The organism is Streptococcus suis, from assembly GCF_024509555.1.
Lineage (GTDB): Bacteria > Bacillota > Bacilli > Lactobacillales > Streptococcaceae > Streptococcus > Streptococcus suis_AD.
The window spans coordinates 73,670-97,616 of sequence record NZ_JAMWEL010000002.1 but is presented as its reverse complement, the minus strand read 5'-3'; the positions used below and the strand labels follow the sequence as shown (position 1 = coordinate 97,616).

The 23,947-nt window shown below is 41.4% G+C and carries 25 protein-coding genes and 1 other annotated feature; of the genes, 21 read left to right on the top strand and 4 right to left on the bottom strand.

The window, feature by feature from the left end; translation table 11 throughout:
- Positions 1-33: 33 nt before the first annotated feature.
- The 12 genes from murD to ileS all read left to right on the top strand — a co-directional run bounded on the left by murD (position 34) and on the right by ileS (position 12,675).
- A complete protein-coding gene (murD, locus tag NF418_RS01560; RefSeq protein ID WP_256778159.1) occupies positions 34-1,383 on the top strand; it encodes a UDP-N-acetylmuramoyl-L-alanine--D-glutamate ligase in 1,350 nt (449 codons plus the stop codon).
- Positions 1,384-1,385: 2 nt separating this feature from the next.
- The gene (locus NF418_RS01555) at positions 1,386-2,462 is read left to right on the top strand and encodes a UDP-N-acetylglucosamine--N-acetylmuramyl-(pentapeptide) pyrophosphoryl-undecaprenol N-acetylglucosamine transferase (protein WP_256778158.1); all 1,077 of its coding nucleotides are present in this window, start codon (positions 1,386-1,388) and stop codon (positions 2,460-2,462) included.
- Positions 2,455-3,402, top strand: coding sequence for a cell division protein FtsQ/DivIB (locus tag NF418_RS01550; protein WP_256778157.1), 948 nt, complete (start codon positions 2,455-2,457; stop codon positions 3,400-3,402). Before NF418_RS01555 ends, NF418_RS01550 begins: the two co-directional genes overlap by 8 nt.
- A 145-nt stretch (positions 3,403-3,547) precedes the next feature.
- Positions 3,548-4,918 (top strand): cell division protein FtsA, encoded by a 1,371-nt coding sequence (ftsA, locus tag NF418_RS01545; protein WP_256778156.1) that lies wholly within the window; start codon positions 3,548-3,550, stop codon positions 4,916-4,918.
- A 26-nt stretch (positions 4,919-4,944) separates the two neighbouring features.
- The gene (gene ftsZ / locus NF418_RS01540) at positions 4,945-6,171 is read left to right on the top strand and encodes a cell division protein FtsZ (RefSeq protein ID WP_256778155.1); all 1,227 of its coding nucleotides are present in this window, start codon (positions 4,945-4,947) and stop codon (positions 6,169-6,171) included.
- A 1-nt stretch (position 6,172) separates the two neighbouring features.
- Positions 6,173-6,847, top strand: a complete 675-nt coding sequence (locus tag NF418_RS01535; RefSeq protein WP_256778154.1) for a YggS family pyridoxal phosphate-dependent enzyme — start codon at positions 6,173-6,175, stop codon at positions 6,845-6,847.
- A gap of 11 nt (positions 6,848-6,858) precedes the next feature.
- Positions 6,859-7,431: a cell division protein SepF gene (gene sepF / locus NF418_RS01530; RefSeq protein ID WP_172053325.1), complete on the top strand. Its 573-nt coding sequence runs from the start codon at positions 6,859-6,861 to the stop codon at positions 7,429-7,431.
- A gap of 5 nt (positions 7,432-7,436) precedes the next feature.
- On the top strand, positions 7,437-7,700 hold the full coding sequence (locus NF418_RS01525) for a YggT family protein (RefSeq protein WP_256778153.1): 264 nt from the start codon (positions 7,437-7,439) through the stop codon (positions 7,698-7,700).
- Between the two features lie 7 nt (positions 7,701-7,707).
- Positions 7,708-8,499 carry a YlmH family RNA-binding protein gene (locus NF418_RS01520; protein ID WP_256778152.1) on the top strand — a complete coding sequence of 264 codons (792 nt, stop codon included), beginning with the start codon at positions 7,708-7,710 and terminating at the stop codon, positions 8,497-8,499.
- A gap of 8 nt (positions 8,500-8,507) precedes the next feature.
- Positions 8,508-9,200, top strand: coding sequence for a DivIVA domain-containing protein (locus NF418_RS01515; protein ID WP_256778151.1), 693 nt, complete (start codon positions 8,508-8,510; stop codon positions 9,198-9,200).
- Positions 9,198-9,411: a binding site (T-box leader), on the top strand. (Overlaps the previous gene by 3 nt.)
- A gap of 23 nt (positions 9,412-9,434) precedes the next feature.
- Complete coding sequence (locus NF418_RS01510; RefSeq protein WP_256778150.1) at positions 9,435-9,875, top strand: GNAT family N-acetyltransferase; 441 nt, start codon at positions 9,435-9,437, stop codon at positions 9,873-9,875.
- 10 nt (positions 9,876-9,885) lie between these two features.
- On the top strand, positions 9,886-12,675 hold the full coding sequence (gene ileS / locus NF418_RS01505; RefSeq protein WP_256778149.1) for an isoleucine--tRNA ligase: 2,790 nt from the start codon (positions 9,886-9,888) through the stop codon (positions 12,673-12,675).
- 76 nt (positions 12,676-12,751) lie between these two features.
- On the opposite strand, the gene NF418_RS01500 is transcribed toward ileS, so the two are convergent.
- The 3 genes from NF418_RS01500 to NF418_RS01490 all read right to left on the bottom strand — a co-directional run bounded on the left by NF418_RS01500 (position 12,752) and on the right by NF418_RS01490 (position 16,202).
- Positions 12,752-13,060, bottom strand: coding sequence for a DUF1827 family protein (locus NF418_RS01500; RefSeq protein ID WP_256778148.1), 309 nt, complete (start codon positions 13,058-13,060; stop codon positions 12,752-12,754).
- A 55-nt stretch (positions 13,061-13,115) separates the two neighbouring features.
- On the bottom strand, positions 13,116-13,577 hold the full coding sequence (locus tag NF418_RS01495) for an NUDIX hydrolase (protein ID WP_256778147.1): 462 nt from the start codon (positions 13,575-13,577) through the stop codon (positions 13,116-13,118).
- Positions 13,578-13,949: 372 nt separating this feature from the next.
- Positions 13,950-16,202: an ATP-dependent Clp protease ATP-binding subunit gene (locus NF418_RS01490; RefSeq protein WP_256778145.1), complete on the bottom strand. Its 2,253-nt coding sequence runs from the start codon at positions 16,200-16,202 to the stop codon at positions 13,950-13,952.
- A gap of 218 nt (positions 16,203-16,420) precedes the next feature.
- Between NF418_RS01490 and NF418_RS01485 the strand changes: the two genes are divergently transcribed.
- From NF418_RS01485 to NF418_RS01470, 4 genes are all read left to right on the top strand, one after another.
- Positions 16,421-16,651, top strand: coding sequence for a DUF1797 family protein (locus tag NF418_RS01485; RefSeq protein ID WP_024532454.1), 231 nt, complete (start codon positions 16,421-16,423; stop codon positions 16,649-16,651).
- A 124-nt stretch (positions 16,652-16,775) separates the two neighbouring features.
- Positions 16,776-17,456 (top strand): amino acid ABC transporter permease, encoded by a 681-nt coding sequence (locus NF418_RS01480; protein ID WP_256778143.1) that lies wholly within the window; start codon positions 16,776-16,778, stop codon positions 17,454-17,456.
- Position 17,457: 1 nt separating this feature from the next.
- Positions 17,458-18,192 (top strand): amino acid ABC transporter ATP-binding protein, encoded by a 735-nt coding sequence (locus tag NF418_RS01475; protein WP_256778142.1) that lies wholly within the window; start codon positions 17,458-17,460, stop codon positions 18,190-18,192.
- A 117-nt stretch (positions 18,193-18,309) separates the two neighbouring features.
- Positions 18,310-19,158, top strand: a complete 849-nt coding sequence (locus tag NF418_RS01470; RefSeq protein WP_256778140.1) for a bifunctional methylenetetrahydrofolate dehydrogenase/methenyltetrahydrofolate cyclohydrolase — start codon at positions 18,310-18,312, stop codon at positions 19,156-19,158.
- A 79-nt stretch (positions 19,159-19,237) separates the two neighbouring features.
- Here NF418_RS01470 and ypfJ read toward each other — a convergent pair whose 3' ends face one another.
- Complete coding sequence (gene ypfJ, locus NF418_RS01465) at positions 19,238-20,146, bottom strand: KPN_02809 family neutral zinc metallopeptidase (RefSeq protein ID WP_256778138.1); 909 nt, start codon at positions 20,144-20,146, stop codon at positions 19,238-19,240.
- A 165-nt stretch (positions 20,147-20,311) separates the two neighbouring features.
- Here ypfJ and xseA point away from each other — a divergent pair, with 165 nt between their 5' ends.
- Genes xseA through NF418_RS01440 form a run of 5 tightly spaced genes read left to right on the top strand, consistent with a single transcriptional unit; the run spans position 20,312 to position 23,946 of the window.
- Positions 20,312-21,655, top strand: a complete 1,344-nt coding sequence (xseA, locus tag NF418_RS01460) for an exodeoxyribonuclease VII large subunit (protein ID WP_256778136.1) — start codon at positions 20,312-20,314, stop codon at positions 21,653-21,655.
- On the top strand, positions 21,630-21,845 hold the full coding sequence (locus NF418_RS01455; protein ID WP_172019911.1) for an exodeoxyribonuclease VII small subunit: 216 nt from the start codon (positions 21,630-21,632) through the stop codon (positions 21,843-21,845). The genes xseA and NF418_RS01455 overlap by 26 nt, the downstream gene beginning before the upstream one ends.
- A complete protein-coding gene (locus tag NF418_RS01450) occupies positions 21,845-22,714 on the top strand; it encodes a polyprenyl synthetase family protein (protein WP_256778133.1) in 870 nt (289 codons plus the stop codon). The genes NF418_RS01455 and NF418_RS01450 overlap by 1 nt, the downstream gene beginning before the upstream one ends.
- On the top strand, positions 22,707-23,528 hold the full coding sequence (locus NF418_RS01445) for a TlyA family RNA methyltransferase (protein WP_256778131.1): 822 nt from the start codon (positions 22,707-22,709) through the stop codon (positions 23,526-23,528). Before NF418_RS01450 ends, NF418_RS01445 begins: the two co-directional genes overlap by 8 nt.
- Positions 23,521-23,946 carry an arginine repressor gene (locus NF418_RS01440; RefSeq protein ID WP_172000417.1) on the top strand — a complete coding sequence of 142 codons (426 nt, stop codon included), beginning with the start codon at positions 23,521-23,523 and terminating at the stop codon, positions 23,944-23,946. Before NF418_RS01445 ends, NF418_RS01440 begins: the two co-directional genes overlap by 8 nt.
- Position 23,947: the final 1 nt, after the last annotated feature.

Below are 23,947 nucleotides of genomic sequence, written 5' to 3'. Positions count from 1 at the left end.
TATGTAGTTTCTAAAACCTGAAGGATAAGTATTATGAAAGTTATTGATCAATTTAAAAATAAAAAAGTATTAGTGCTGGGATTGGCCAAGTCGGGTGAATCAGCTGCACGCCTACTGGACAAATTGGGAGCTATTGTTACAGTTAATGATGGCAAACCCTTTGAAGAAAATCCAACGGCTCAATCTCTCTTAGAAGATGGAATCCGTGTCATTTGTGGGAGCCATCCTGTTGAATTACTAGATGAAGATTTTGCCTTTATGGTGAAAAATCCAGGAATCCGCTATGATAATCCTATGGTTGAAAAAGCTATCGGAAAAGGAATTCCAGTCTGGACTGAGGTTGAATTAGCCTATTTGATTTCAGAAGCTCCAATTGTTGGTATTACAGGATCAAATGGTAAGACAACCACGACAACCATGATCGCGGAAGTTTTGAATGCTGGACAACAGTCTGCTAAATTATGTGGTAATATTGGCTATCCAGCTTCATCAGTTGCTCAAACTGCAACTGTAGAAGATACCTTAGTCATGGAATTGTCATCTTTCCAATTGTTGGGAACAGATTCTTTCCGCCCGCATATCGCCGTTGTGACTAACCTCATTGCCAGCCATATTGATTATCATGGAACTTTTGAAGACTATGTAGCAGCAAAATGGATGATTCAGCGTCAGATGACAGCTGAGGATTTTGTGGTACTTAACTTCAACCAGAAAGAAGCTAAGGAATTGGCCGAACAGACCAAGGCAACGGTTGTTCCATTTTCAACACAGGAAGTGGTTGATGGAGCTTATTTGGCAGATGGAAAACTCTATTTCAAGGGTGAGTACATCATGGATGCTGACCAAATTGGTGTTCCAGGTTCACATAATGTTGAAAATGCCTTGGCAACAATTGTGGTTGCAAAATTGTTGGGAGTAGATAATCAAGCTATCCAAGAAAGCCTATCTGCCTTCGGTGGTGTCAAACACCGTTTGCAATATGTAGGTGAGATTAACGGCGTTTCCTTCTACAATGATAGTAAGTCTACCAATATCTTGGCGACTCAAAAAGCTCTTTCAGGCTTTGACAATAGCAAGGTCATTTTGATTGCAGGTGGCTTGGACCGTGGCAATGAATTTGATGAATTAGTCCCTGATTTGGTCGGACTAAAGAAAATGGTGATCCTTGGTCAATCAGCTCCCCGTGTTCAACGTGCAGCAGATAAGGCGGAGGTGGAAACAGTTTCAGCTTTAGATATTGCAGATGCAACAAGAAAGGCTTTTGAAATGGCAGAAGAAGGGGATATTGTTCTATTAAGTCCGGCCAATGCAAGCTGGGATATGTATGCCAATTTTGAAGTGCGTGGCGACGTCTTCTTACAGACCTTTGAGGAGTTGAAATAATCATGAAAAAAATTGTTTTTACAGGCGGAGGGACTGTTGGGCACGTGACGCTCAATCTTCTCTTGATTCCAAGATTTTTAGAAGAAGGTTGGGAAGTTCATTATATTGGTGATGGGAATGGGATTGAGCATGAACAAATTGTCAAATCAGGTCTAGATGTTCATTTCCATTCGATTGCGACCGGGAAGCTACGTCGTTATTTTTCATTCCAAAACATGCTTGATGTGTTTAAAGTTGGTTTTGGTGTTCTTCAATCCTTGGCCATTATTGCAAAAATCCGTCCGCAAGCTCTTTTTTCAAAAGGTGGATTTGTTTCAGTTCCACCAGTTATTGCATCCAAACTTCTAGGGGTACCTGTATTCATTCATGAGTCCGATTTGTCCATGGGTCTAGCCAATAAGATTGCCTATAAATTTGCGACAACCATGTATAGCACCTTTGAACAGCCAGCTGGTCTGACCAAGGTAAAACATGTTGGCGCGGTTACAAAAGTGGGGCAAGCAAATGATAAAGTTACACCAATCCAGTTGCCAGAAATTCTCAGCCACTTCGATAAAAATCTACCAACATTATTGTTTGTAGGTGGCTCAGGAGGAGCTAAGGTCTTCAATGATTTGATTAGTCAGAATAGCCTAGCTCTAACAGAGCTGTTCAATATTATCAACTTGACAGGGGATGCGAGTCTCAATCGATTAGAAAAAAATCTTTATCGTGTTGATTACGTAACAGAACTTTATCAACCCTTGATGAATGTTGCTGATGTTGTCATTACTCGTGGAGGTTCCAACACCTTGTTTGAGTTGATTGCTATGCAACAACTCCATTTGATTGTGCCTCTTGGACGCCAAGCAAGTCGTGGAGACCAGATTGAGAATGCTCTCTACGCAGAGAAAAAGGGATATTCTAAGCAGATTGATGAAAGTCAATTGACACTTGAGTCTTTATTAATTGAAGTAGATGATTTATTAAAAAATAGAGAGTTCTATATTCAAAATATGACTAATTCGAAGGAGATTCAATCTGTTGACAGCTTTTACCAGTTGCTTAAGGAGGATATAGGGGGCAAGTTGAATGATTGATAGGAATGAGCAAGATTCCAAGCTAGATAGAGAATCGGCTGATAGGAACCAAAAATTATCAGTAAAAAATACTAACAAGTTTTTTGAGTCATGGAGAAAGCGTCATCGAACTTTTTCTAGTCAAGAGGCTATGGTTCCTGAAGTAGAGAAAACGGTCTCACAAGAGAAAAGATTGTTTCAAGGTATAAGAGGATTTAAAAAATCAAGTCGGATAGATAAAGATATTTCTGTACTAGAACCTATTATTCCTAGAGATGTTTTCTTAAAAGCCTTGCCAATTTTGATTGTTAGTAGTTTTCTGCTATTCCTTTCGCTCTATTTTGTAAGTCCTTATAGTAAAATGAAACAGATTAAGGTTAATGGGAACCAACGTTTAACAGGGAAGCAAATTGAAGACTTGAGCTTAATCTCAGATAAGGATTATGCTTTGACAACTCTACTATACGCTGGTTCATATGCAAATAATATTGTAAATAGCAGTCCAACGATCAAGTCGGCTGAGATTACTTTTAATTTTCCCAATAAATTTTTAGTAAAAGTAGAAGAATTTTCAATTATTGGCTATGTTGAGGAAAATCAAAAATATTTTGCAGTCTTGGAAAGTGGAGAGATGGAAAGTCAGGAGATTGGTAGCGACGCACTCCCGCCTTCATTCCCGTTATTCAAATTGTCTGATAGGGAGTTGATAAAAAAATTGGCTGTTCAATTAGCAAAAGTCGATATTTCCGTTCGTCAAAAGGTATCTACGGTAGAACTGACTCCTAGCAAGGCAACAAGTGACTTATTAACCTTGAAAATGACAGATGAAAATACTGTGTTGGTTCCATTGAGTGAACTCGGGGAGAAGTTGCCCTATTATGAAAAAATAGCATTAGAAACGACAGTTCCTACAACGATAGATATGGAAGTAGGGGTTTATCGATATGCGACAGGAAATTGATTTTTCTGTAAAGAAATCTTAATAAAAATAACCATTAAAATATCCAATAATGGATAAAATATGGTATAATGAAAGATGACTAATTATACTAACTTTCAGAAGAAAAAATGATTAGCAATGTTGGAAGTAAGAGAGGACTGACAGAATGGCTAGAAACGGCTTTTTTACGGGATTAGATATAGGTACAAGCTCCGTTAAAGTCTTGGTTGCAGAATATATTGAAGGCGAAATGAACGTCATTGGCGTCAGCAATGTTAAAAGTGCTGGTGTAAAAGATGGAATTATTGTAAATATTGAAGTTGCCGCAGGTTCGATAAAGAAAGCGATTGAGCAGGCAGAAGAAAAATCCGGTATACGAATTGATAAAGTAAATGTTGGTTTGCCTGCAAATTTATTGCAGATTGAGCCAACTCAAGGAATGATTCCGGTGACTACAGATTCTCAAGAAATTACAGATTTGGATGTTGAGAATGTAGTAAAATCAGCTTTGACAAAAAGTATGACACCTGAACGTGAGGTAATCTCATTTATTCCAGAAGAGTTTACAGTGGATGGTTTCCAAGGTATTCGAGACCCTCGTGGAATGATGGGAATTCGTTTGGAGATGAGAGGTATGCTATATACAGGTCCTCGTACGATTCTTCACAATCTTCGTAAAACTGTAGAGCGTGCAGGAGTAGCGGTTGAAAATATCGTCATTGCTCCATTGGCATTGACACGTTCTGTTTTAAACGAAGGTGAGCGTGAATTTGGTGCAACAGTGATTGATCTTGGAGGAGGTCAAACAACCGTTGCAGTGATGCGCGGTCAAGAATTGCAATATACGAATATTTATCAAGAAGGAGGAGATTATGTAACTAAAGATATCTCTAAAGTCTTGACAACTTCAACAAGTATTGCAGAAAATCTTAAGTACAATTATGGTACTGCATACCCACAGGAAGCTAGCGATAAGGAGAAATTCAATGTTGAAGTTATTGGTGAAAATACACCAATTGAAGTATCTGAACGCTATCTTTCAGAGGTTATTGCAGCACGTCTGCGTCAGATCTTTGGGCGTGTTAAACAAGATTTAGAACGGACACGTGCTTTAGAATTACCAGGTGGTATCGTGCTTGTTGGTGGAGGGGCAGTTTTGCCAGGAATTACTGAATTGGCACAAGAGGTATTTGGAGTAGGTGTTAAACTTTTCGTACCAAATCAAATCGGTATTCGTAATCCAGCATTTGCAAGTGTAATCAGTTTGGTTGAATTTGTAGGTGAACTAGAGGACGTTGAACATATCGCTCAATATGCAGTTAATGGCGAGGTTCAATTGAGACACAAACCGGTAGAAGTTGTTCCGATTCGTCCACGAGTTTCACAGGTGATTCCAACAAGAGAGATCGTAACGGAACGCGAACCTGAGCCAGTGGAAGAAGAGACTCTTGTTTCAATTGAGGAAGAAGTCACATCTGAGAAAAAAGGGAACTTTACCGATCGTATTCGTGGTATATTCGGAAGCATGTTTGAGTAAGATAAATAAAGAAGGTGAATGAAACTATGGCATTAACATTTGACGCTGCAAAACTCGGTGCTGTCATTAAAGTAATTGGTGTCGGTGGTGGTGGCGGTAACGCTATTAACCGCATGATTGAAGAAGGTGTAGCTGGTGTTGAATTTATCGCGGCTAACACCGATGTTCAAGCTTTAAGCAATTCCAAAGCAGAAACAGTCATTCAATTGGGTCCTAAGTTGACTCGTGGTTTGGGTGCAGGAGGTCAACCTGAAGTTGGTCGAAAAGCTGCTGAAGAAAGTGAAGAGGTTTTGACGGAAGCACTGAACGGCGCAGATATGGTATTCATAACTGCAGGCATGGGTGGCGGATCTGGTACAGGAGCTGCTCCAGTCATTGCACGTATTGCAAAAAGCTTAGGTGCTTTGACAGTTGCAGTAGTGACACGTCCGTTTGGTTTTGAAGGAAATAAACGTGGCAACTTCGCAATTGAAGGTATTGAGGGGCTTCGTGAACAAGTAGATACTCTCTTGATTATTTCTAATAATAACCTACTTGAAATTGTTGATAAGAAGACACCATTATTGGAAGCCTTGAGTGAGGCAGATAATGTCCTTCGCCAAGGTGTCCAGGGAATTACAGATTTGATTACTCATCCAGGTTTGATTAACTTAGACTTTGCAGATGTGAAGACAGTTATGGAAAATAAAGGAAATGCCTTGATGGGTATTGGTATTGGTACTGGTGAAGACCGTGTGGTTGAGGCTGCTCGTAAAGCAATCTACTCACCATTACTTGAAACAACAATTGATGGAGCAGAAGATGTCATCGTCAATGTTACAGGTGGTTATGATATGACCTTGACAGAAGCAGAAGATGCATCAGAAATTGTAAATCAAGCTGCAGGTCAAGGTGTTAATATCTGGTTGGGAACTTCGATTGATGAAACAATGAAGGATGAAATCCGTGTAACAGTTGTGGCAACAGGAGTTCGTCAAGAAGGACTTCCGAAAAAGGAGAAACGTACTGAAGTAGCGACTCCACGTCCAGCACAAAGATTTGATCAACCAACACCACAAGCTTCAATTCCAACTCGTGCAATTTTACAAACAGAAACACCGAAAGTATCTGCTTTTGGTGAATGGGATTTACGCAGAGAAAACTTGATTCGTTCAAGTGATGCAGAAACTCACTCATCTGTTTCTGTTGAAAAATTTGCGATGGAACAGGATGAAGATGAATTAGATACACCACCATTCTTCCGCAATCGATAAAATGGATTTACAAAAGAATAGAGATACTGTTTTTTCAGCTGTAGAGTTGGCTACTCAAAAAGCCCAGCGTCCTAAAGAAACTGTAAATGTAATAGCTGTCACCAAATATGTTGACAGCTCTATTACTAATGACTTAATTAAGACAGGTATTACTCATATTGGTGAAAATCGTGTCGACAAATTTTTGGATAAGTTCCAAGCCTTGTCAGAGTATGAGCTCACATGGCATCTTATCGGTACGTTACAGAGACGTAAGGTCAAGGATGTCATAAACTATGTTGATTACTTTCATGCTCTAGATTCTATCAAGTTAGCTGCAGAAATCAATAAACGAGCAAATAGAACAATCAAGTGTTTCCTACAGTTAAATATTGCTGAAGAAGAAAGTAAGCACGGTTTTTCAGTTTCTGAAATTGACGATGTACTGCAGGAGTTGGTTCCGTTTGAGAAAATTGAGTTGGTTGGCATTATGACAATGGCTCCAATAGATTTAGACTCAGATGGTTTAATGGATTTATTTGGAAAAACACAGAAAATTTGTAAGGAATTAGCTGCTAGGAATCTTCCTAGAATGCCTTTTACAGAGCTTAGTATGGGAATGAGTGGGGACTTTGAAGAAGCAATTATTCAAGGGTCTACATTTGTTAGGATTGGTTCGGCTTTTTTTAAAAAATAGGAGAAACGGAAATGGCATTTAAAGATACAATAAAAAATCTGTTCAATTATTTTGAAGTTGAACAAACTGATGAAGTAGCAGAAGAAAATGAGGCATATGCGATGCCAAATGATCGTCCAGCCTTGAGAGTTACTCAACCAGCATTGTCAAACTCAAATGAAAAAGTTATCAGAACAGAGAGTAGACGAGAACAACGTCAGGAAGGTCGCCCAGAAATGCATATTCAACGTACTTTTGATAAACATGTAGATACACGTGTAGAACACAGTGAGTCTGATGTTTTGAAATCAACAATTGATATAAAATTCCCTAAGAAGTATGAAGATGCTCCAGAAATGGTCAATCTTTTGATTGATAATGCTAGCATCTTGATTGACTTCCAATATATGTCAGAGCAACAGGCTAGAAGATGTTTAGATTATCTGGATGGAGCTAGGTCTGTCTTATCAGGTAATTTAAAGAAAGTTTCTAGTACAATGTGGTTGTTGACTCCTGTTAATGTTACGGTCAATATTGAAGAATTGAGAAATGGGAACAACGGTGGACAGTCAGAATCAGGTTTTGATTTTGATATGAAACGGTAAAAAGTATGTATTTTTTACTCTTGATTCTGTTACGTGCATGCGAGATTTATTCCTATCTATTAATAGGTTATGCACTCCTGTCGTGGTTTCCTCAACTTCAAAGATCCAGTTTAGCTAGTCTCTTGAACTGGCTGGTTGCTCCCTTGGTTAATCTTGTTAGGAGATTACCTTTGCAATTTGCTGGAATTGACTGGTCCGTGACACTACTATTTATCATTTTGAATATTGGAAAGCATCTAATAGTGAACGTACTAATTAGATTTATGTAGCATCAATATGAAAAGATATTCAGGATTATTTCAACACTTTGCGCTTGAAGAGCGAGATTTCGTTGAAAAAATGATAGATCTCTGTGAACAAGTTGAAACGAGTTATTCCTACCGTTTAACTGCTTTTCTTCATCCGGGTCAGGAACAGATTGCAGAGCAAATTGCTAATTATTTTCAACTCCAGTTTTTCTCCAGCAAGGAGATTGTTCAGTCGGAATTTGCAAGAGTCATTATTGCTCCTGAGTACTATGAACTGGACATCAGAGATTTTCAAATAATAGCTTTAGAGGTGTCTTATCCAACAAAGTTTCATACCTTAACACATGCGCAAGTTTTGGGTAGTTTATTAAATCAAGTCGGAATTAGGCGAGAATATTTAGGTGATATTCTTTTTCAAGATGAAAACATTATTTTCTTTATCGATGAAAAATTAGGAGATATTTCGAAAACTAGTGTTTCGAAAATAGCAAAAGTTCCCGTTTCTCTCCAAGAACGAGACTGGACCAAGCTTTCCCTTAGTCGGCCTACGGATACCATTCCTATGGATGTCTTAGTCTCAAGTTACAGGCTTGATAAGATTGTAGCCGTAGCATTTAAGCTTTCTAGGGTAAATGCGGCAAAACTAATTTCGGCTGGTCAGGTAAAGGTTGACTATTCATCTGTTACAGAAACTAGTAAGCTACTTGATATTGGGCAATTAGTTAGTGTTAGGAAATATGGTAGAATCCGTTTGAGTGAATTTTTAGGTTTCTCTAAGCAAGGTAAATTAAAATTAAGATTAGATATTATTAAAACATAGGAGGAACAATGGCACTTACAGCATTAGAATTAAAAGATAAAACCTTTTCTACAAGATTTCGTGGTTATGACGGAGATGAGGTCGATGACTTCCTAGATATAGTGACCCGTGATTATGAAGAGTTGATTCGGAAAAATCATGAGCAAGAGGCGGAGTTGAAGAGCTTACGTGAACGCTTGCAGTATTTTGATGAAATGAAAGAATCGCTTTCCAAATCTGTTTTGCTAGCACAAGATACAGCTGAAAAAGTTAAGCAAACAGCTGAAGAACAGTCTGCTAACATTTTAAAACAAGCGGATTATGATGCGGCAGCTTTATTAAGTGAGGCTAAGGATAAGGCCAACGAAATTCTTCGTGATGCTACAGACAATGCTAAGAAGGTAGCAGTTGAAACAGAAGAATTAAAAAATAAGACTCGTATTTTCCATCAACGATTGAAATCTACTCTTGAAAGTCAATTATCATTAGTAAATTCGTCTGAGTGGGAAGAAATTCTACGTCCAACAGCAACCTATCTTCAAACGAGTGATGAAGCCTTCCGTGAAGTATTGGAAAAAGCACTTTCGGAGAATATTCATGTTGAAGAAGATAGTATGGACTATACTCGACAATTGACCTCTGAGGAAATTGCTGAGTTGACTCGCCAAGCGGCAGTTTATGAAGCAGAAAAGAATGCAGCAGGGTCTACAACAACGGAATAGTTATTTTATAGTGAAAACAAGGTCTATTATAATATTAACAGCGAGCAAGAGATGGTGGAAGCCTTGCAATCCCTTTTAATAGATGTATCCTTTCATGCAATTTTTCCTGAACGTTAAAGTAGGGAAAAACGTCTGTCCACGTTACGGATATAGAGGGATAGGGGGAAACTCTATCTAAACTAAGGTGGTACCACGAACTTTCGTCCTTACTGACGGGAGTTTTTTAATTTTTTTATGATACGATTAGAATTAGTAAATAATGAAAATTTTGACGAGGTGTTACAAGTTCAATTGGCTCCTCAAGATCAACGTCGAGTTGCTTCGGTCGAATATTCTTTGGCACAGGCATGGCTGTATAGAGAGGACGAACATCTTCTCCCTTATGCTGTCAAATCAGGACAGAAAGTCGTAGGTTTTGTATTGTTGTCAATACAAGAAGATAAGAGTTACTATGTCTGGCGCTTGTTAATTGATAAGGAGTATCAAAATCGCGGACATGGCAAAGAAGTGATTCGACAAATTCTGGTTCTGGCCAAAGAAGATTCTTCATGTCAAAAAGTTTCTGTGAATTATGTCATCGGCAATCATAAAATGCGGTACATTTTAAAAAAACTTGGCTTTCAATCCGTTGGTTTAGAAGGCCAAGAAATGAAAATGGAAATAAGTATAAAATAAAGGAGTTATGATGAAACTAAAAGAAACACTCAATTTAGGTAAGACAGCATTTCCTATGCGTGCAGGCTTACCAACACGTGAGCCAGAATGGCAAAAGGTCTGGGATGAAACAAACTTGTATGCTCGTCGCCAAGAACTCAACGCAGGCAAACCTGCCTTCCACCTCCACGATGGCCCTCCATACGCTAACGGAAATATCCACGTTGGACATGCTTTGAACAAGATTTCTAAAGATATTATCGTTCGTTCTAAGTCCATGTCTGGTTTCCGTGCTCCATTTGTACCAGGTTGGGATACGCATGGTCTTCCAATCGAGCAAGTCTTAGCAAAACAAGGTGTCAAACGTAAGGAAATGAACTTGGTTGAATACCTTGAAATGTGTCGTGATTATGCATTGAGTCAGGTGGACAAACAACGTGACGATTTCAAGCGTTTAGGAGTTTCTGCAGACTGGGAAAATCCATATATCACTTTGGCAAAAGACTACGAAGCAGCTCAAATCCGTGTCTTCGGTGCTATGGCAGACAAGGGCTATATTTACCGTGGTGCCAAGCCTGTCTACTGGTCATGGTCATCTGAATCTGCCCTTGCAGAAGCTGAAATCGAATACCATGACATTGACTCAACATCTCTTTACTATGCTAACAAGGTCAAAGATGGCAAGGGACTTTTGGATACAGATAGCTACATCGTTGTCTGGACAACCACTCCATTTACGGTAACGGCTTCTCGCGGTTTGACAATGGGAGCAGACATTGACTATGTCTTGGTTCAACCTGCTGGCTCTGACCGTAAGTATGTCTTGGCAGAAGCCTTGGTTGATAGCTTGGCAGCCAGATTCGGTTGGGAATCCTTTGAAGTGATTTCAAAACACAAGGGTGCTGCATTTGAATACATTGTGACCGAACATCCATGGGATGCTGAAGTTGATGAATTGGTTATCTTGGGTGACCATGTCACAACGGATTCTGGTACAGGTATCGTCCATACGGCTCCAGGTTTTGGTGAGGATGACTACAATGTCGGTGTCAAATATGACTTGGAGGTTGCGGTAACTGTCAATGAACGCGGTTTGATGAATGAAGCTGCGGGTCCTGATTTTGAAGGGCAATTCTATGACAAGGTTGTCCCAACGGTTAAGGAAAAATTAGGCGACTTGCTCCTTGCTAGTGAAGTGATTAATCACTCCTACCCATTTGACTGGAGAACCAAGAAACCAATCATCTGGCGTGCAGTGCCACAGTGGTTTGCCTCTGTTTCTAAATTCCGTCAGGAAATCTTGGACCAAATCGAAGCAACAACTTTCAATCCATCTTGGGGTAAAACACGTCTTTACAACATGATCCGTGACCGTGGTGACTGGGTCATCTCACGTCAGCGTGCTTGGGGTGTTCCACTTCCAATCTTCTATGCAGAAGATGGTACAGCCATCATGACCAAGGAAGTAACAGACCATGTAGCAGCTCTCTTTGAGGAACATGGTTCTATCATCTGGTGGAAATCAGAAGCAAAAGACCTCTTGCCTGCTGGTTTCACTCATCCAGGTTCACCAAATGGCGAATTTACCAAAGAAACAGACATCATGGACGTATGGTTTGACTCTGGTTCATCTTGGAATGGTGTCATGAATGCCCGTGAAAACCTTGCCTACCCAGCTGATCTCTACCTTGAAGGTTCAGACCAATACCGTGGTTGGTTTAACTCATCCTTGATTACCTCTGTTGCTGTAAATGGTCATGCGCCATATAAAGCTATCTTGTCACAAGGTTTTGTCCTTGATGGTAAGGGGATGAAGATGTCTAAATCTCTAGGGAATACAATCCTTCCAAGTGATGTTGAGAAACAGTTTGGTGCAGAAATCTTGCGTCTGTGGGTGACATCTGTGGATACTTCAAACGATGTGCGTGTGTCTATGGATATTCTTGGACAGGTTTCTGAAACCTACCGTAAAATCCGTAATACCCTTCGCTTCTTGATTGCCAACACTTCTGATTTCAATCCTGCAAGTGATGCGGTAGCTTACGAAGAGCTTCGTTCAGTTGACCAATATCTCTTGGTGAAATTCAATAAATTGGTAGCTCAAATCCGTGAAGCCTACGACAACTATGATTTCATGGCTATTTACAAATCTGTAGTAAACTTTGTAACCCTTGATTTGTCAGCCTTCTACCTCGATTTTGCCAAAGATGTCGTCTACATTGATGGTGCTAAATCACTTGCTCGTCGTCAGATGCAAACTGTCTTCTATGACATCTTGGTCAAAATTACAAAGCTCTTGACCCCAATCTTGCCACATACAGCAGAAGAAATCTGGTCATACTTGGAACACGAAGCAGAAGAGTTCGTACAATTGGCGGAAATGCCAGAGGTGGAAACCTTTGCTAATGAAGCGCAAGTCTTGGCTGACTGGGAAAACTTTATGGTCTTCCGTACAAAAGCTCAAAAAGCCTTGGAAGAAGCCCGTAATGCTAAAGTGATTGGTAAATCGCTAGAAGCACATCTGACTGCCTATGTCTCAGCTAAAACCAAGTCCTTCTTGGAGAGCTTGAATGCAGATCTTGCTCAGTTGCTCATCGTTTCAAACTTGACAGTAACCACGGAAGCAGCTCCTGAAAGTGCACTTGTGGTGGATGAAGTTGCCTTTGCAGTAGAACGTGCAGCAGGTGAAGTGTGTGATCGTTGTCGCCGTATTGATACCAGTGTAGTAAACCGCAGCTACGGTGCGACGATCTGTGACCACTGTGCAAGTGTCGTTGAGGAAAACTTTGCTGAAGCAGTAACTCAAGGTTTTGAAGCATAAGCATTCCATATTTGTTCATTAAAGTCTATCTAGCGATAGGCTTTTTTGAGTATGAAAAAAGAAGCCGATCGGCTTCTCAGACTTCAGTAATAATGGGGATAGACATTTCAATCAAACGTTCGGTGTGGATCGTTTGAATAGCAGCTTTGTCAATCGTCCGTTCATCAATCTTACGATGAAGGAAGAAATCACGGATTTTTTCGATTTCAGATTGTTGAACAGCTCGATATTTATTGCTAATTAAGAGTTCATAGTGACGGGGTGCCTGTGTGAAAATAACGTCGGTATTGCCAGCAGAATAGGTTTCTACTAGAAAGGCATCTGTATTAGCCAGTTGGCTCTGAACAAGATATGAATGACTATTCGTAGTGTTAATGATTTTCATTTGGAACCTCCTATGTCTCTTTGGCTACATTATAGCATGCATGTGGGTGTTTTGGCTAGTCATTGATTGAATTTTCTTGCAATTTCCACTGTTCAATTCCCCACTTGTGACTGCCTCGTTTGAGTTTTTCAATTGCTTCTTCGATTGGAAACCATGCGATATGATTGAAATCTTCTAAAGGTTGACCGACTTGATGATAACTAGTCACTTGATAAATATAGGCAGGGTTATGGAAATAGGTATCACGGTGGCTAGAGTAGAAGTATTCATCAGCTTGACCATAGTATTTACCTATTGTAGCAGTGAAGCCAAGTTCTTCCATTAGTTCTCGCTCCAATGCTATTAGATGATTTTCGCCTTTTTCTATTTCACCGCCAGGTAGGAACCAAGCACCATTTGGGGCCTGAACCAGAATAATATTCTTTTTGTTTTCATCAGGAATAACTGCATAGACCCCAAGGCGACTTTGGTAATCTACACCAGCCTTTTTCTCCCCAAAAATACTTATTTTATCCATATACATTCCTTTTCAAGTTGGATTTAGATGAGTATATTATATCATTTTTTTACTATTGTTTCTTATTCATAGACTTATAAATTGATATGATATTAAATAAAGCTAGTTTAAGCCCAACAGATTGAAGTTTTCTATAAGATATACTAATGAATTAGCTTCTTACGAAAATACTTGTGAAGTACAGTTCAAGCTGAGCTACACTAGTTTCTGGAAGAAATGTTGGGTAAAATAATAATGGTTTAATACTAACATATTGATATTTGAATCATTTTTGAAACGTGTTCATTTTCGCCTTTCCATAATCTACAGAATTGATTGGCTTTGCAAGTTAGATTGCCAACCTGCATCTTAGTTCCTTGTCTGAAAGCTATTTCAATCGATTATAGATTTTTTATCTTTGCTAGATGTTTGTGCTTTAATTTGAATGCTCCCCTTGCTAGTCATAACAGCGCGAAGGTCTTTTTCGCTTGGATGTTCCAAGTAAAAGTCTGTAATGGCATCTTCGATTTGATCTTGAATGGTTCTGCGTAGTGGACGAGCTCCCATTTTTGGATCGTAGCCCAAATCAACTAGTTTTTCTTTAACCTTATCTGTCACATGTAAGCTAATGCCGTTGTTAGACAAGCGTTTGTTGACATCATCAAGCATGAGGCTGACAATTTCAAGGAGATTTTCCTTGCTGAGTGGTTGGAATTCAATAATTCCATCGAAGCGGTTCATGAATTCTGGACTGAAGAAATTGCTGAGTTGGCCAAGAACAGACTGGGTGCGACCTTCCATGGCTGCTCCAAAGCCTACACTTGCTTCAACCTTACCAGTTCCAGCATTTGAAGTCATGATGATAATGGTGTCCTTGAAGCTGACTGTGCGTCCCTGTCCATCTGTCAGACGGCCGTCGTCTAGGACTTGGAGGAACATGTGCATGACATCAGGGTGAGCTTTTTCTACCTCATCCAAGAGGATGAGCGAGTAAGGATTGCGGCGGACTTTTTCAGTTAGCTGACCGGCTTCCTCGTAGCCTACATAGCCTGGAGGGGCACCGACTAGCTTGGCAACGGCGTGTTTCTCCATGTATTCGGACATATCGAAGCGAATCATACTATCTGCTGAACCGAAGAGTTCAATCGCTAGTTGCTTGGACAGCTCTGTTTTACCGACACCGGTTGGTCCGACAAAGAGGAAGGAGCCGATTGGACGGTTTGGGGCACCAAGACCAACACGGTTACGGCGAATGGCCTTGGCAATCTTGTCAACAGCTTCATCTTGACCGATAACATGGGTCTTGAGATCGCTAGCCAGGTTAATCAATTGAGATTGTTCTTTTTCTTTGAGGTCACCAACAGGGATATTGGTTTTCTGTTCAACGATGGCTTCGATTTCCTTTTCAGTAATGAGGGGAATATCTTCCTCGCTGATGGTTGCTTTTTGCATTTCCTTATACTTGGCAATCTGGTCACGGAAATAGGCAGCCTTTTCATAGTCCTCATCACGAGTTGCTTGGGCCTTACGGTTTTCGGCATCAATCAAGCGTTGGTCGATTTCTTTTGGATCGACAAAATTGAGGGTCAAGTTCATCTTAGAACCAGCTTCGTCCAGTAGGTCAATGGCCTTGTCTGGCAAGAAACGGTCTTGGATATAGCGATTTGAAAGGACAGCAGCAGCTTCAATAGCGGCGTCAGAGTATTTGACATGGTGGTAGTCCTGATACTTATTCTGGATACCCTTGAGAATGATAATGGTTTCTTCAACGCTTGGTTCTTCGACCTTTACAGGTTGCATACGGCGTTCTAAGGCTGCATCCTTCTCGATAATACGGTATTCGTTGAGGGTTGTTGCACCGACTAGCTGCATTTCGCCACGGGCAAGGGCGGGTTTGAGGATATTTCCTGCATCCATATTGCCGTCACCAGCAGAACCAGCACCAACTATCTCGTGGATTTCGTCAATAAAGAGGATAATCTCACGACGATTACGGATTTCTTCCATTAGTTTTTGCATGCGTTCTTCGAATTGGCCACGGATACCAGTCCCTTGTACAAGGCTGACAACGTCTAATCGGATGACTTCCTTACCTTGTAATTTTTGTGGTACATCGCCGTCGACAATTTTTTGAGCTAACCCTTCAACAACAGCGGTTTTACCGACACCTGGCTCACCGATGAGGACAGGGTTGTTCTTGGTACGGCGGTTGAGGATTTCGATGACACGCGTAATTTCTTGATCACGGCCAATGACAGGATCAATATCGCCTCGGCGAGCAATTTCTGTCACGTTGATTCCAAATTCTTCTAACAAACCATTTGGCTGTGGAGGTTGCTGAGGGGGTGGAGTTTGACCACCACGCCCGTTGTTGTTCCCTCCTGCTTGTGTTGGCGGAGTTTGGTCACGTTTCTTGCCAGCTGGAGTGTTTCCTGGATAGCCACCCAAGTGATTGAAAAACTCGCTGAAAGGATCCATATTGTTTGGATTGGTTAAATCACCTAAACCACGCAAGATGGCATTATTAGGGTCAGTTTTCATAATTTGGTAGCAGTTGTGGCAGAGATCTACCTGTTGTTGCTTACCATTCAGATTGGTATAGAGATGGATGGTTGCATCGTTGATTTTACAGTTATGACAGAGCATCGTTCTACCTCTTTCTTTGGAATGGACCTTTGTCAAATAGTCAATAAAGGTCAGTTATAGCTTTATTATAACAAGATTTAGGGAAAAATCAAGAAACTGCTATATTCGGAACATAATCTCTTGGATGCCTAGGAACTGACAAGAAAATGTTGAAAAATCAAGACTTTTTTTATAATATGTGGTAAAATGTTTTTATAAAAAGGATTAGGAGAAGGAATATGGAATCACATTTGGTGAGAATTATCAATCGTCTGGAAGCTATGGCTAACGATGGCGGTACATTGAAACGTAATTTTGAGCGTGAAGGTGTTGTTGTTGCAGAAGTGGCTTATAGCTATGACGAGGAAAATGGTTCAGTATTTACCTTGCGTGATGTCGCTGCTCGTGAAACCTATACGTTTGATAGCATTGACTTGATTGCGATGGAAATCTACGAATTGTTGTACTAAGAACAAGCTCGAGCACCAGTAGGTGCTTTTTTCTTACAACAAAATGAATATCTAAGCAAAACTAATTGCATAAATATTCAAATGTGGTATAATAGTTTCTAAATTGAATAGGAGGAGTGAATGAATGGATTTTTCTTTCTTGCCTGATTATTGGGCTTATTTTAATTACGGGGCTCTTGTAACCCTTATTATCGCTTTTTTCTCGGTTTTCTTTGGTAGTATTTTAGGGACACTCTTGGCCTTTGCCCAACGCAGTAGATATAAGGTTCTGGTTTGGCTTGCCAATATTTATGTCTGGATTTTCCGCGGTACTCCAATGGTAGTACAGATTATGATTGCCTTTGCCATGACCAATTTTGTGGCTCCGACCATCCAAATAGGGATTTTAGATGTAGATTTGACGCGTTTAATTCCAGGGATTATTGTTATATCTATGAACTCCGCAGCCTATGTGTCTGAAACCATCCGTGCGGGTATCAATGCTGTGCCTAAGGGGCAGTTGGAAGCAGCCTATTCATTAGGTATTCGTCCAAAACAAGCCATGCGCTACGTCATTATGCCACAGGCTATCAAGAATATTCTTCCTGCTTTGGGAAATGAGTTTGTAACCATTGTTAAGGACAGCTCGCTCCTGTCAACCATCGGTGTGATTGAGTTGTGGAATGGGGCACAGACAGTTGCGACAACGACTTATCTCACTCAAAGTCCGCTTATTTTTGCAGCCTTATATTATTTGATGATGACCAGTATTTTGACCCTAGGCATTCAAGCCCTCGAGAAAAAGTTAAATAAGGGAGGACACTAAGATGACAGAAGCAATTATTTCCATAAAAGATCTTCATAAGTATTTTGGTGAAAATGAAGTTTTAAAAGGGATTGATTTAGATATCCAGCAAGGTCAAGTGGTTGTGATTATCGGTCCTTCTGGTTCAGGAAAATCAACTTTCTTGCGTACCATGAATCTCTTAGAGGTGCCGACCAAGGGAACGGTGACTTTTGAAGGTGTTGATATTACGGATAAAGCAAATGACATTTTCAAGATGCGTGAGAAGATGGGTATGGTTTTCCAGCAGTTTAACCTTTTTCCAAATATGACCGTATTAGAAAATATTACCTTGTCACCTATTAAAACAAAAGGAATTGCTAAGGCTGAAGCTGAAGCTAAGGCCAAGGAATTGCTTGAAAAGGTTGGTTTGCCGGATAAGGCGGATGCCTATCCACAAAGCCTTTCAGGAGGTCAGCAACAGCGGATTGCCATTGCCCGTGGTTTGGCTATGGATCCAGATGTCTTGCTCTTTGATGAACCAACGTCTGCCCTTGATCCTGAAATGGTTGGTGAGGTACTTGCGGTTATGCAGGACTTGGCCAAGTCAGGTATGACCATGATCATCGTGACCCATGAAATGGGCTTCGCGCGTGAAGTGGCAGACCGTGTTATCTTTATGGATGGAGGCTACATTGTTGAAGATGGAACTCCTGAAGAAGTATTTGAACACACCAAGGAAGAACGGACCAAGGATTTCCTATCTAAAGTATTATAGACTTAACTCCGACATTGTTCGGAGTTTTTTGCTGTTTTCAGATGAATTGGGTGAGAACCTAGTCAAATCAGTGGCAAATAGGGTATAATGAAGAAAAAGTGGAGGAGATTTTAAGCAATGACAGTGATTGATGGTAAGGCCTTGGCAGTCAAAATGCAGGCAGCTCTGGCAGAAAAAACAGCTCGATTAAAAGCGGAAGAAGGCTTGGTACCAGGCTTGGTCGTTATTTTGGTGGGTGAAGATCCAGCCAGTCAGGTCTACGTCCGCAATAAAGAACGTTCAGCCCTTGCAGCTGGTTTCAAGAGTGAGGTTGTACGAGTGCCAGCTAGCATTTCTGAAGAAGAACTTTTGGAATTGATCGAGCGCTACAATCAAGATGATGCATGGCATGGGATCTTGGTACAGTTGCCACTACCAGCCCACATCAGTGAAGAGAAAGTCTTGTTAGCCATTGATCCAGACAAGGATGTGGACGGTTTCCATCCGACCAACATGGGTAAATTCTGGTCAGGTCACCCGGTCATGATTCCATCCACACCCGCAGGGATTATGGAAATGTTCAAGGAATACCAGATTGACTTAGAGAGCAAAACAGCTCTGGTTATTGGTCGTTCCAATATCGTTGGAAAACCTATGGCCCAGCTCCTTTTGGATGCCAATGCAACTGTGACCATTGCTCATTCACGCACTAAAAATCTAGCAGAGTTGGCTCGTCAGGCGGATATTTTAGTCGTTGCGATTGGTCGTGGACATTTTGTAACCAAGGAATTCGTCAAGCCAGATGCAGTAGTGATTGACGTTGGTATGAACCGTGATGATAATGGCAAATTGATTGGGGATGTCAAGTATGATGAAGTAGCAGAAGTTGCTAGCTACATCACCCCTGTTCCAGGTGGAGTTGGCCCCATGACCATTACCATGCTCATGGAGCAGACTTTTGAGGCTTGTGTCAGAAGTGGGAAATAGGTAAGTTGGCGAGGTTGGCAAGAGCTGACCTCATTTTCTTATAAGAAAATCCCCAGTCATGAAACTGGGGATAGATTTTTTATGGATTACTTATCGAGAAGGTATCGGCATGTGCCAAATCACCATAGGTATAGCCGAGGTTAAACCATTTTTTACGTTGTTCAGAAGTACCGTGGGTGAAACTATCTGGGACAGTCCGTCCGTAGGCTTCTTGTTGGAGAGTGTCATCCCCAACTGCATGGGCAGCATTCATGGCTTCATCAATATCGCCAACATCTAAGATACCCTGACCATCGACATATTTGGCCCAGGCACCAGCGTAGTAGTCAGCTTGTAATTCGAGACGAACATTGAGAGCGTTGCCTTCCTTATCGGACAACTGAGCACGTTTTTGGTGGTAGGCACCAAGGACTTCCAATTCATTTTGGACATGGTGGCCGACCTCGTGGGCGATGACATAGGCCATGGCAAAGTCACCAGCAGCCTTATACTTGCTAGATAATTCTTGATAGAAAGAAGTGTCAATATAAATCTTTCGGTCAGCTGAACAATAGAAGGGGCCGGCCTGAGCAGAACCTGTTCCACAGCCTGTTTGGGTCTGGTCTGTATAGAAAACCAGTGTTGGCGCTTGGTAGGTTAGACCATTTCTTGCAAACTCTTGTGTCCAAAAATCTTCTGTTGAGGCCAGTACCTTACTCATGAATTCCGCATCTGCGTCAGAAACACTGGTACCGCTTGTCGTAACCTGGCTAGACTGATATGGATTGGTGTTGGTTGTTGGTGAAAGTAAGCCACCTAGATTGGACATGCCACCAAAGACAAATAGGAGGACCACTAGTAGCAATTTTCCCTTCCAACCCAGACGGGAGAAGAGTAGGCTAAGTAAGAGATTTCCACCAGCTGAACCACCAGAGTAAGACGGCCCCGAGCTTCTTTGTCCCCTGCGGTCTTCAATATTGGAACTTTTTCGTAAATCATCAATTTTCATCTTAAACTCCTTAGAACCTGTTATCAAGTTCCTATTTTCTCACAAACTATTATATAGCAAATTGCAGAAAAAAACACAGGAAAGCTATTGGAAATGTTGTGTCCAGTTCTGTATAAATGTGCAATTTTTGGTATAATAGTAGGGATACAGACAGAAGGAGTGGACATGGTTGAATATTTATCGGTTAGCCATCTAACCAAGTATTTAAAATTAAAGTTTGACCGCGATCCCTATTTGGAGAAGGTCTATTTAACAGGACAAGTGTCCAATTTCCGCAAGCGTCCTAGCCATCAATATTTTTCGCTCAAGGATGACAAGGCGGTCATCCAAGCGACCATGTGGGCTGGTGTCTATAAAAATCTGGGCTTTGATCTTGAAGAGGGAATGAAAATCAATGCGGTTGGGCGTGTGCAGTTGTATGAGCCTAGCGGTTCCTATTCCATTGTCATTGAAAAAGCAGAGCCAGACGGTATTGGTGCCTTGGCAATCAAGTTTGAACAACTCAAACAAGCTCTGACTCAGGAAGGACTATTTAAGCAAGAATTCAAGCAGGAACTACCTCGGTTTACTAAGAGAATAGGGGTCATTACCAGTCCTAGTGGAGCGGTTATTCAAGATATTATTACCACGGTCAGTCGGCGTTTTCCTGGTGTGGAAATAGTCCTCTATCCGACCAAGGTGCAAGGAGATGGGGCTGCTCAAGAAGTTGTCGCCAATATCCAAAGAGCCAATGAGCGTGATGATTTGGATGTACTCATAGTTGGTCGTGGAGGTGGTTCTATTGAAGACCTGTGGGCTTTTAATGAGGAAATAGTGGTTCGGGCAATATTTGAATCCCGTATTCCTATCATTTCCAGTGTGGGTCACGAAACGGATACGACTCTGGCAGACTTTGTGGCAGACCGCAGGGCAGCCACTCCGACAGCTGCCGCAGAATTGGCGACCCCTGTGACCAAGGCAGACTTACTGGGTTATTTAAATCAGCAGGAAAATCGAGCCTATCAGGCCATGACCAATCGTTTGAAATTCCTGAGAGGTCAGCTTGAGAAAATTAGCCAATCAGTTATGTTTCGGCAGCCTGAACGCTTGTATGATGGTTATTTACAAAAATTAGACCGCTTGACCAATCAATTTCAGACACGGATGAAAGAACTCTATAGCCAGCAGAAACAGGCTAGCTTATTACTCAATCAACGCCTACAAGGCCTACAACTTGGCCGTAAAGTCGAGAGTTTTCAGGAAAGAATTATCCAGCAGGAACGGCTTTTGAAGAGCAATATGGCCAATATCTATGATAACAAGATGTCCAAGGCAGATAAGCTGATTGAGGCCTTAACCATGCTAGATACCAGTCGCATTGTGGCTCGTGGTTATGCCATGATTCGTCAAGATGGTCGGGTGATTGATAGTGTAGAAAATATACAAATGGGTGAAAACCTAACCATTCAGATGAAGGATGGTCAACTTGATGTGGAGGTAAATCATGTCCAAAAAGACAAAAACATTTGAAGAAAATTTAGCTGAATTAGAAGGAATTGTAACCAAATTGGAGCGTGGGGATGTAGCCTTGGAAGAGGCACTTGCCGAGTTTCAAAAAGGGATGGTTTTATCTAAGGATTTACAAAAGACACTTGCTGAAGCTGAAAAGACCTTGGTCAAGGTCATGCAGGCGGATGGCAGTGAAACGGAGATGGACTAATGGGAGCTAGTAAATTGCAGCTACTTGAGGAAACTATAGCAGACTTTTACCGACCTCAGATAGCTGAGCGGCTCAATCAAGCGGTTCTTTATTCGCTACAGGAAGGAGGCAAACGGATTCGGCCCATGCTCCTTTTGACGCTTTTGGACGCTTTTGGAGTGACTTTGCAAACAGCTCATTATCAGGTAGCTGCCTGTGTCGAGCTCATTCACACTGGTAGTCTCATTCATGATGATCTGCCAGCCATGGACGATGATGATTACCGTCGGGGGCGTTTGACCAACCATAAGAAATTCGACGAAGCGACAGCAATTTTAGCAGGGGACAGTTTATTTTTAGATCCTTTTGGATTTTTGGCTCAGGTAGATTTGCCAGCAGAGACCATCCTTGCTCTCGTGAGAGAGCTTTCTCAGGCATCTGGGACTTTTGGAATGGTTGCTGGTCAGGTCTTGGATATGGCAGGTGAGGGACAAAAATTATCTTTCGAACAATTACAAGCCATCCATGCCAGTAAGACTGGAAAATTATTGACCTTTCCCTTTGTAGCAGCTGGTATCATTACAGGTCAATCGGAAACGGTCATCCGACTACTGCGTCGAGTGGGAGAGCTGGTCGGTCTAGCCTTTCAGGTGAGGGATGATATTTTGGATGTGACAGCCACTTTTGAGGAAATCGGAAAAACACCGCAAAAGGATGTTTTGGCTGAGAAGTCTACCTACCCTGCCCTAATGGGACTGGAGGCCTCAAAAGTCTTTCTAGAAGATAGTTTGAATCAAGCAATCAACGAGTTAGATCAAGTGGCTCAACTAGTCCCATTTTCAAGAGAAGAAATCAAAAAAATCATAGAAAGTTTACGAATCAATGGCTAAGGAAAGAGTAGATGTATTAGCTTATAAACAGGGGCTTTTCGAGACGCGGGAGCAGGCCAAGCGAGGTGTTATGGCAGGACTGGTGGTGTCGGTCATCAATGGCGAACGCTATGATAAACCTGGCGAGAAGATTGACGAAGGAATTGAACTCAAGCTCAAGGGGGAAAAACTCAAGTATGTCAGCCGTGGTGGTCTCAAATTGGAGAAAGCCTTGCAGGTTTTCGACCTAGCGGTTGAGGGGCAAACAACGATTGATATTGGGGCTTCAACAGGCGGATTTACGGATGTGATGTTGCAGGCTGGTGCCAAGCAGGTCTATGCTGTGGATGTAGGGACCAACCAACTGGCTTGGAAATTACGTCAGGACGAACGTGTGCTCAGCATGGAACAGTACAATTTCCGCTATGCTGAGTTGGGAGATTTCGAACTTAGTCAACCAAGTTTTGCGTCCATTGACGTCAGCTTTATCTCATTGAGTCTGATTTTGCCAGCACTTCATCGTATTTTAGCGGAGGGTGGCCAGGTTGTTGCCCTTGTCAAACCCCAATTTGAGGCTGGACGTGAACAGATTGGGAAAAATGGCATTGTCAAGGATAAATCCGTTCACTTGAAAGTATTGGAAGATGTGACAAAAATGGCCGTGGAAACAGGCTTCTCAGTCAAAGCCCTTAGTTTTTCTCCTGTTCAAGGCGGTCATGGCAACACGGAATTTTTAGCTCATTTGGAGAAATCAAGCCAGCCTAGCCCGATTGAACACAGTGAAATAAGAAATATAGTCGATCAAGCACATGAGGAATTTAAAAAGGATGAATAAACGAGAACGATTAGAAGTCATTAAAGATTTGGTAGTCCGATTTCCCATTGATACTCAGGAAGAAATTGTGGAACGCTTGGAAGCTATGGGCGTTCATGCGACCCAGGCGACTGTATCTCGTGACATCAAGGAGCTAGGAATTATCAAGGTTCCGTCAGCTGACAAGGGATATGTATATGGTCTGCCTAAAGTAGGTCATTCCAAAGTGAGATTTCATAGTGTCCTAGAAGTTAATAGTATGGATAAAATGCTGAACCTTAAGCTAATTCCAGGGAGTTCAGCAGTCGTGAAGCGTCAGATTATAGAACAGTTTGAACCATATATTTTTTCAATCATTGCCGATGATGATAGTATCTTGGTGATAATAAAGGATCAACAAATGATATCTCAGTTGGAAACAATTATTAGAGGGTGGTAGG

Coding starts and splice junctions, on each gene's coding strand:
- murD (WP_256778159.1), top strand. CDS start 34: ATGAAAGTTATTGATCAATTTAAAAATAAAAAAGTATTAGTGCTGGGA.
- NF418_RS01555 (WP_256778158.1), top strand. CDS start 1,386: ATGAAAAAAATTGTTTTTACAGGCGGAGGGACTGTTGGGCACGTGACG.
- NF418_RS01550 (WP_256778157.1), top strand. CDS start 2,455: ATGATTGATAGGAATGAGCAAGATTCCAAGCTAGATAGAGAATCGGCT.
- ftsA (WP_256778156.1), top strand. CDS start 3,548: ATGGCTAGAAACGGCTTTTTTACGGGATTAGATATAGGTACAAGCTCC.
- ftsZ (WP_256778155.1), top strand. CDS start 4,945: ATGGCATTAACATTTGACGCTGCAAAACTCGGTGCTGTCATTAAAGTA.
- NF418_RS01535 (WP_256778154.1), top strand. CDS start 6,173: ATGGATTTACAAAAGAATAGAGATACTGTTTTTTCAGCTGTAGAGTTG.
- sepF (WP_172053325.1), top strand. CDS start 6,859: ATGGCATTTAAAGATACAATAAAAAATCTGTTCAATTATTTTGAAGTT.
- NF418_RS01525 (WP_256778153.1), top strand. CDS start 7,437: ATGTATTTTTTACTCTTGATTCTGTTACGTGCATGCGAGATTTATTCC.
- NF418_RS01520 (WP_256778152.1), top strand. CDS start 7,708: ATGAAAAGATATTCAGGATTATTTCAACACTTTGCGCTTGAAGAGCGA.
- NF418_RS01515 (WP_256778151.1), top strand. CDS start 8,508: ATGGCACTTACAGCATTAGAATTAAAAGATAAAACCTTTTCTACAAGA.
- NF418_RS01510 (WP_256778150.1), top strand. CDS start 9,435: ATGATACGATTAGAATTAGTAAATAATGAAAATTTTGACGAGGTGTTA.
- ileS (WP_256778149.1), top strand. CDS start 9,886: ATGAAACTAAAAGAAACACTCAATTTAGGTAAGACAGCATTTCCTATG.
- NF418_RS01500 (WP_256778148.1), bottom strand. CDS start 13,060: ATGAAAATCATTAACACTACGAATAGTCATTCATATCTTGTTCAGAGC.
- NF418_RS01495 (WP_256778147.1), bottom strand. CDS start 13,577: ATGGATAAAATAAGTATTTTTGGGGAGAAAAAGGCTGGTGTAGATTAC.
- NF418_RS01490 (WP_256778145.1), bottom strand. CDS start 16,202: ATGCTCTGTCATAACTGTAAAATCAACGATGCAACCATCCATCTCTAT.
- NF418_RS01485 (WP_024532454.1), top strand. CDS start 16,421: ATGGAATCACATTTGGTGAGAATTATCAATCGTCTGGAAGCTATGGCT.
- NF418_RS01480 (WP_256778143.1), top strand. CDS start 16,776: ATGGATTTTTCTTTCTTGCCTGATTATTGGGCTTATTTTAATTACGGG.
- NF418_RS01475 (WP_256778142.1), top strand. CDS start 17,458: ATGACAGAAGCAATTATTTCCATAAAAGATCTTCATAAGTATTTTGGT.
- NF418_RS01470 (WP_256778140.1), top strand. CDS start 18,310: ATGACAGTGATTGATGGTAAGGCCTTGGCAGTCAAAATGCAGGCAGCT.
- ypfJ (WP_256778138.1), bottom strand. CDS start 20,146: ATGAAAATTGATGATTTACGAAAAAGTTCCAATATTGAAGACCGCAGG.
- xseA (WP_256778136.1), top strand. CDS start 20,312: ATGGTTGAATATTTATCGGTTAGCCATCTAACCAAGTATTTAAAATTA.
- NF418_RS01455 (WP_172019911.1), top strand. CDS start 21,630: ATGTCCAAAAAGACAAAAACATTTGAAGAAAATTTAGCTGAATTAGAA.
- NF418_RS01450 (WP_256778133.1), top strand. CDS start 21,845: ATGGGAGCTAGTAAATTGCAGCTACTTGAGGAAACTATAGCAGACTTT.
- NF418_RS01445 (WP_256778131.1), top strand. CDS start 22,707: ATGGCTAAGGAAAGAGTAGATGTATTAGCTTATAAACAGGGGCTTTTC.
- NF418_RS01440 (WP_172000417.1), top strand. CDS start 23,521: ATGAATAAACGAGAACGATTAGAAGTCATTAAAGATTTGGTAGTCCGA.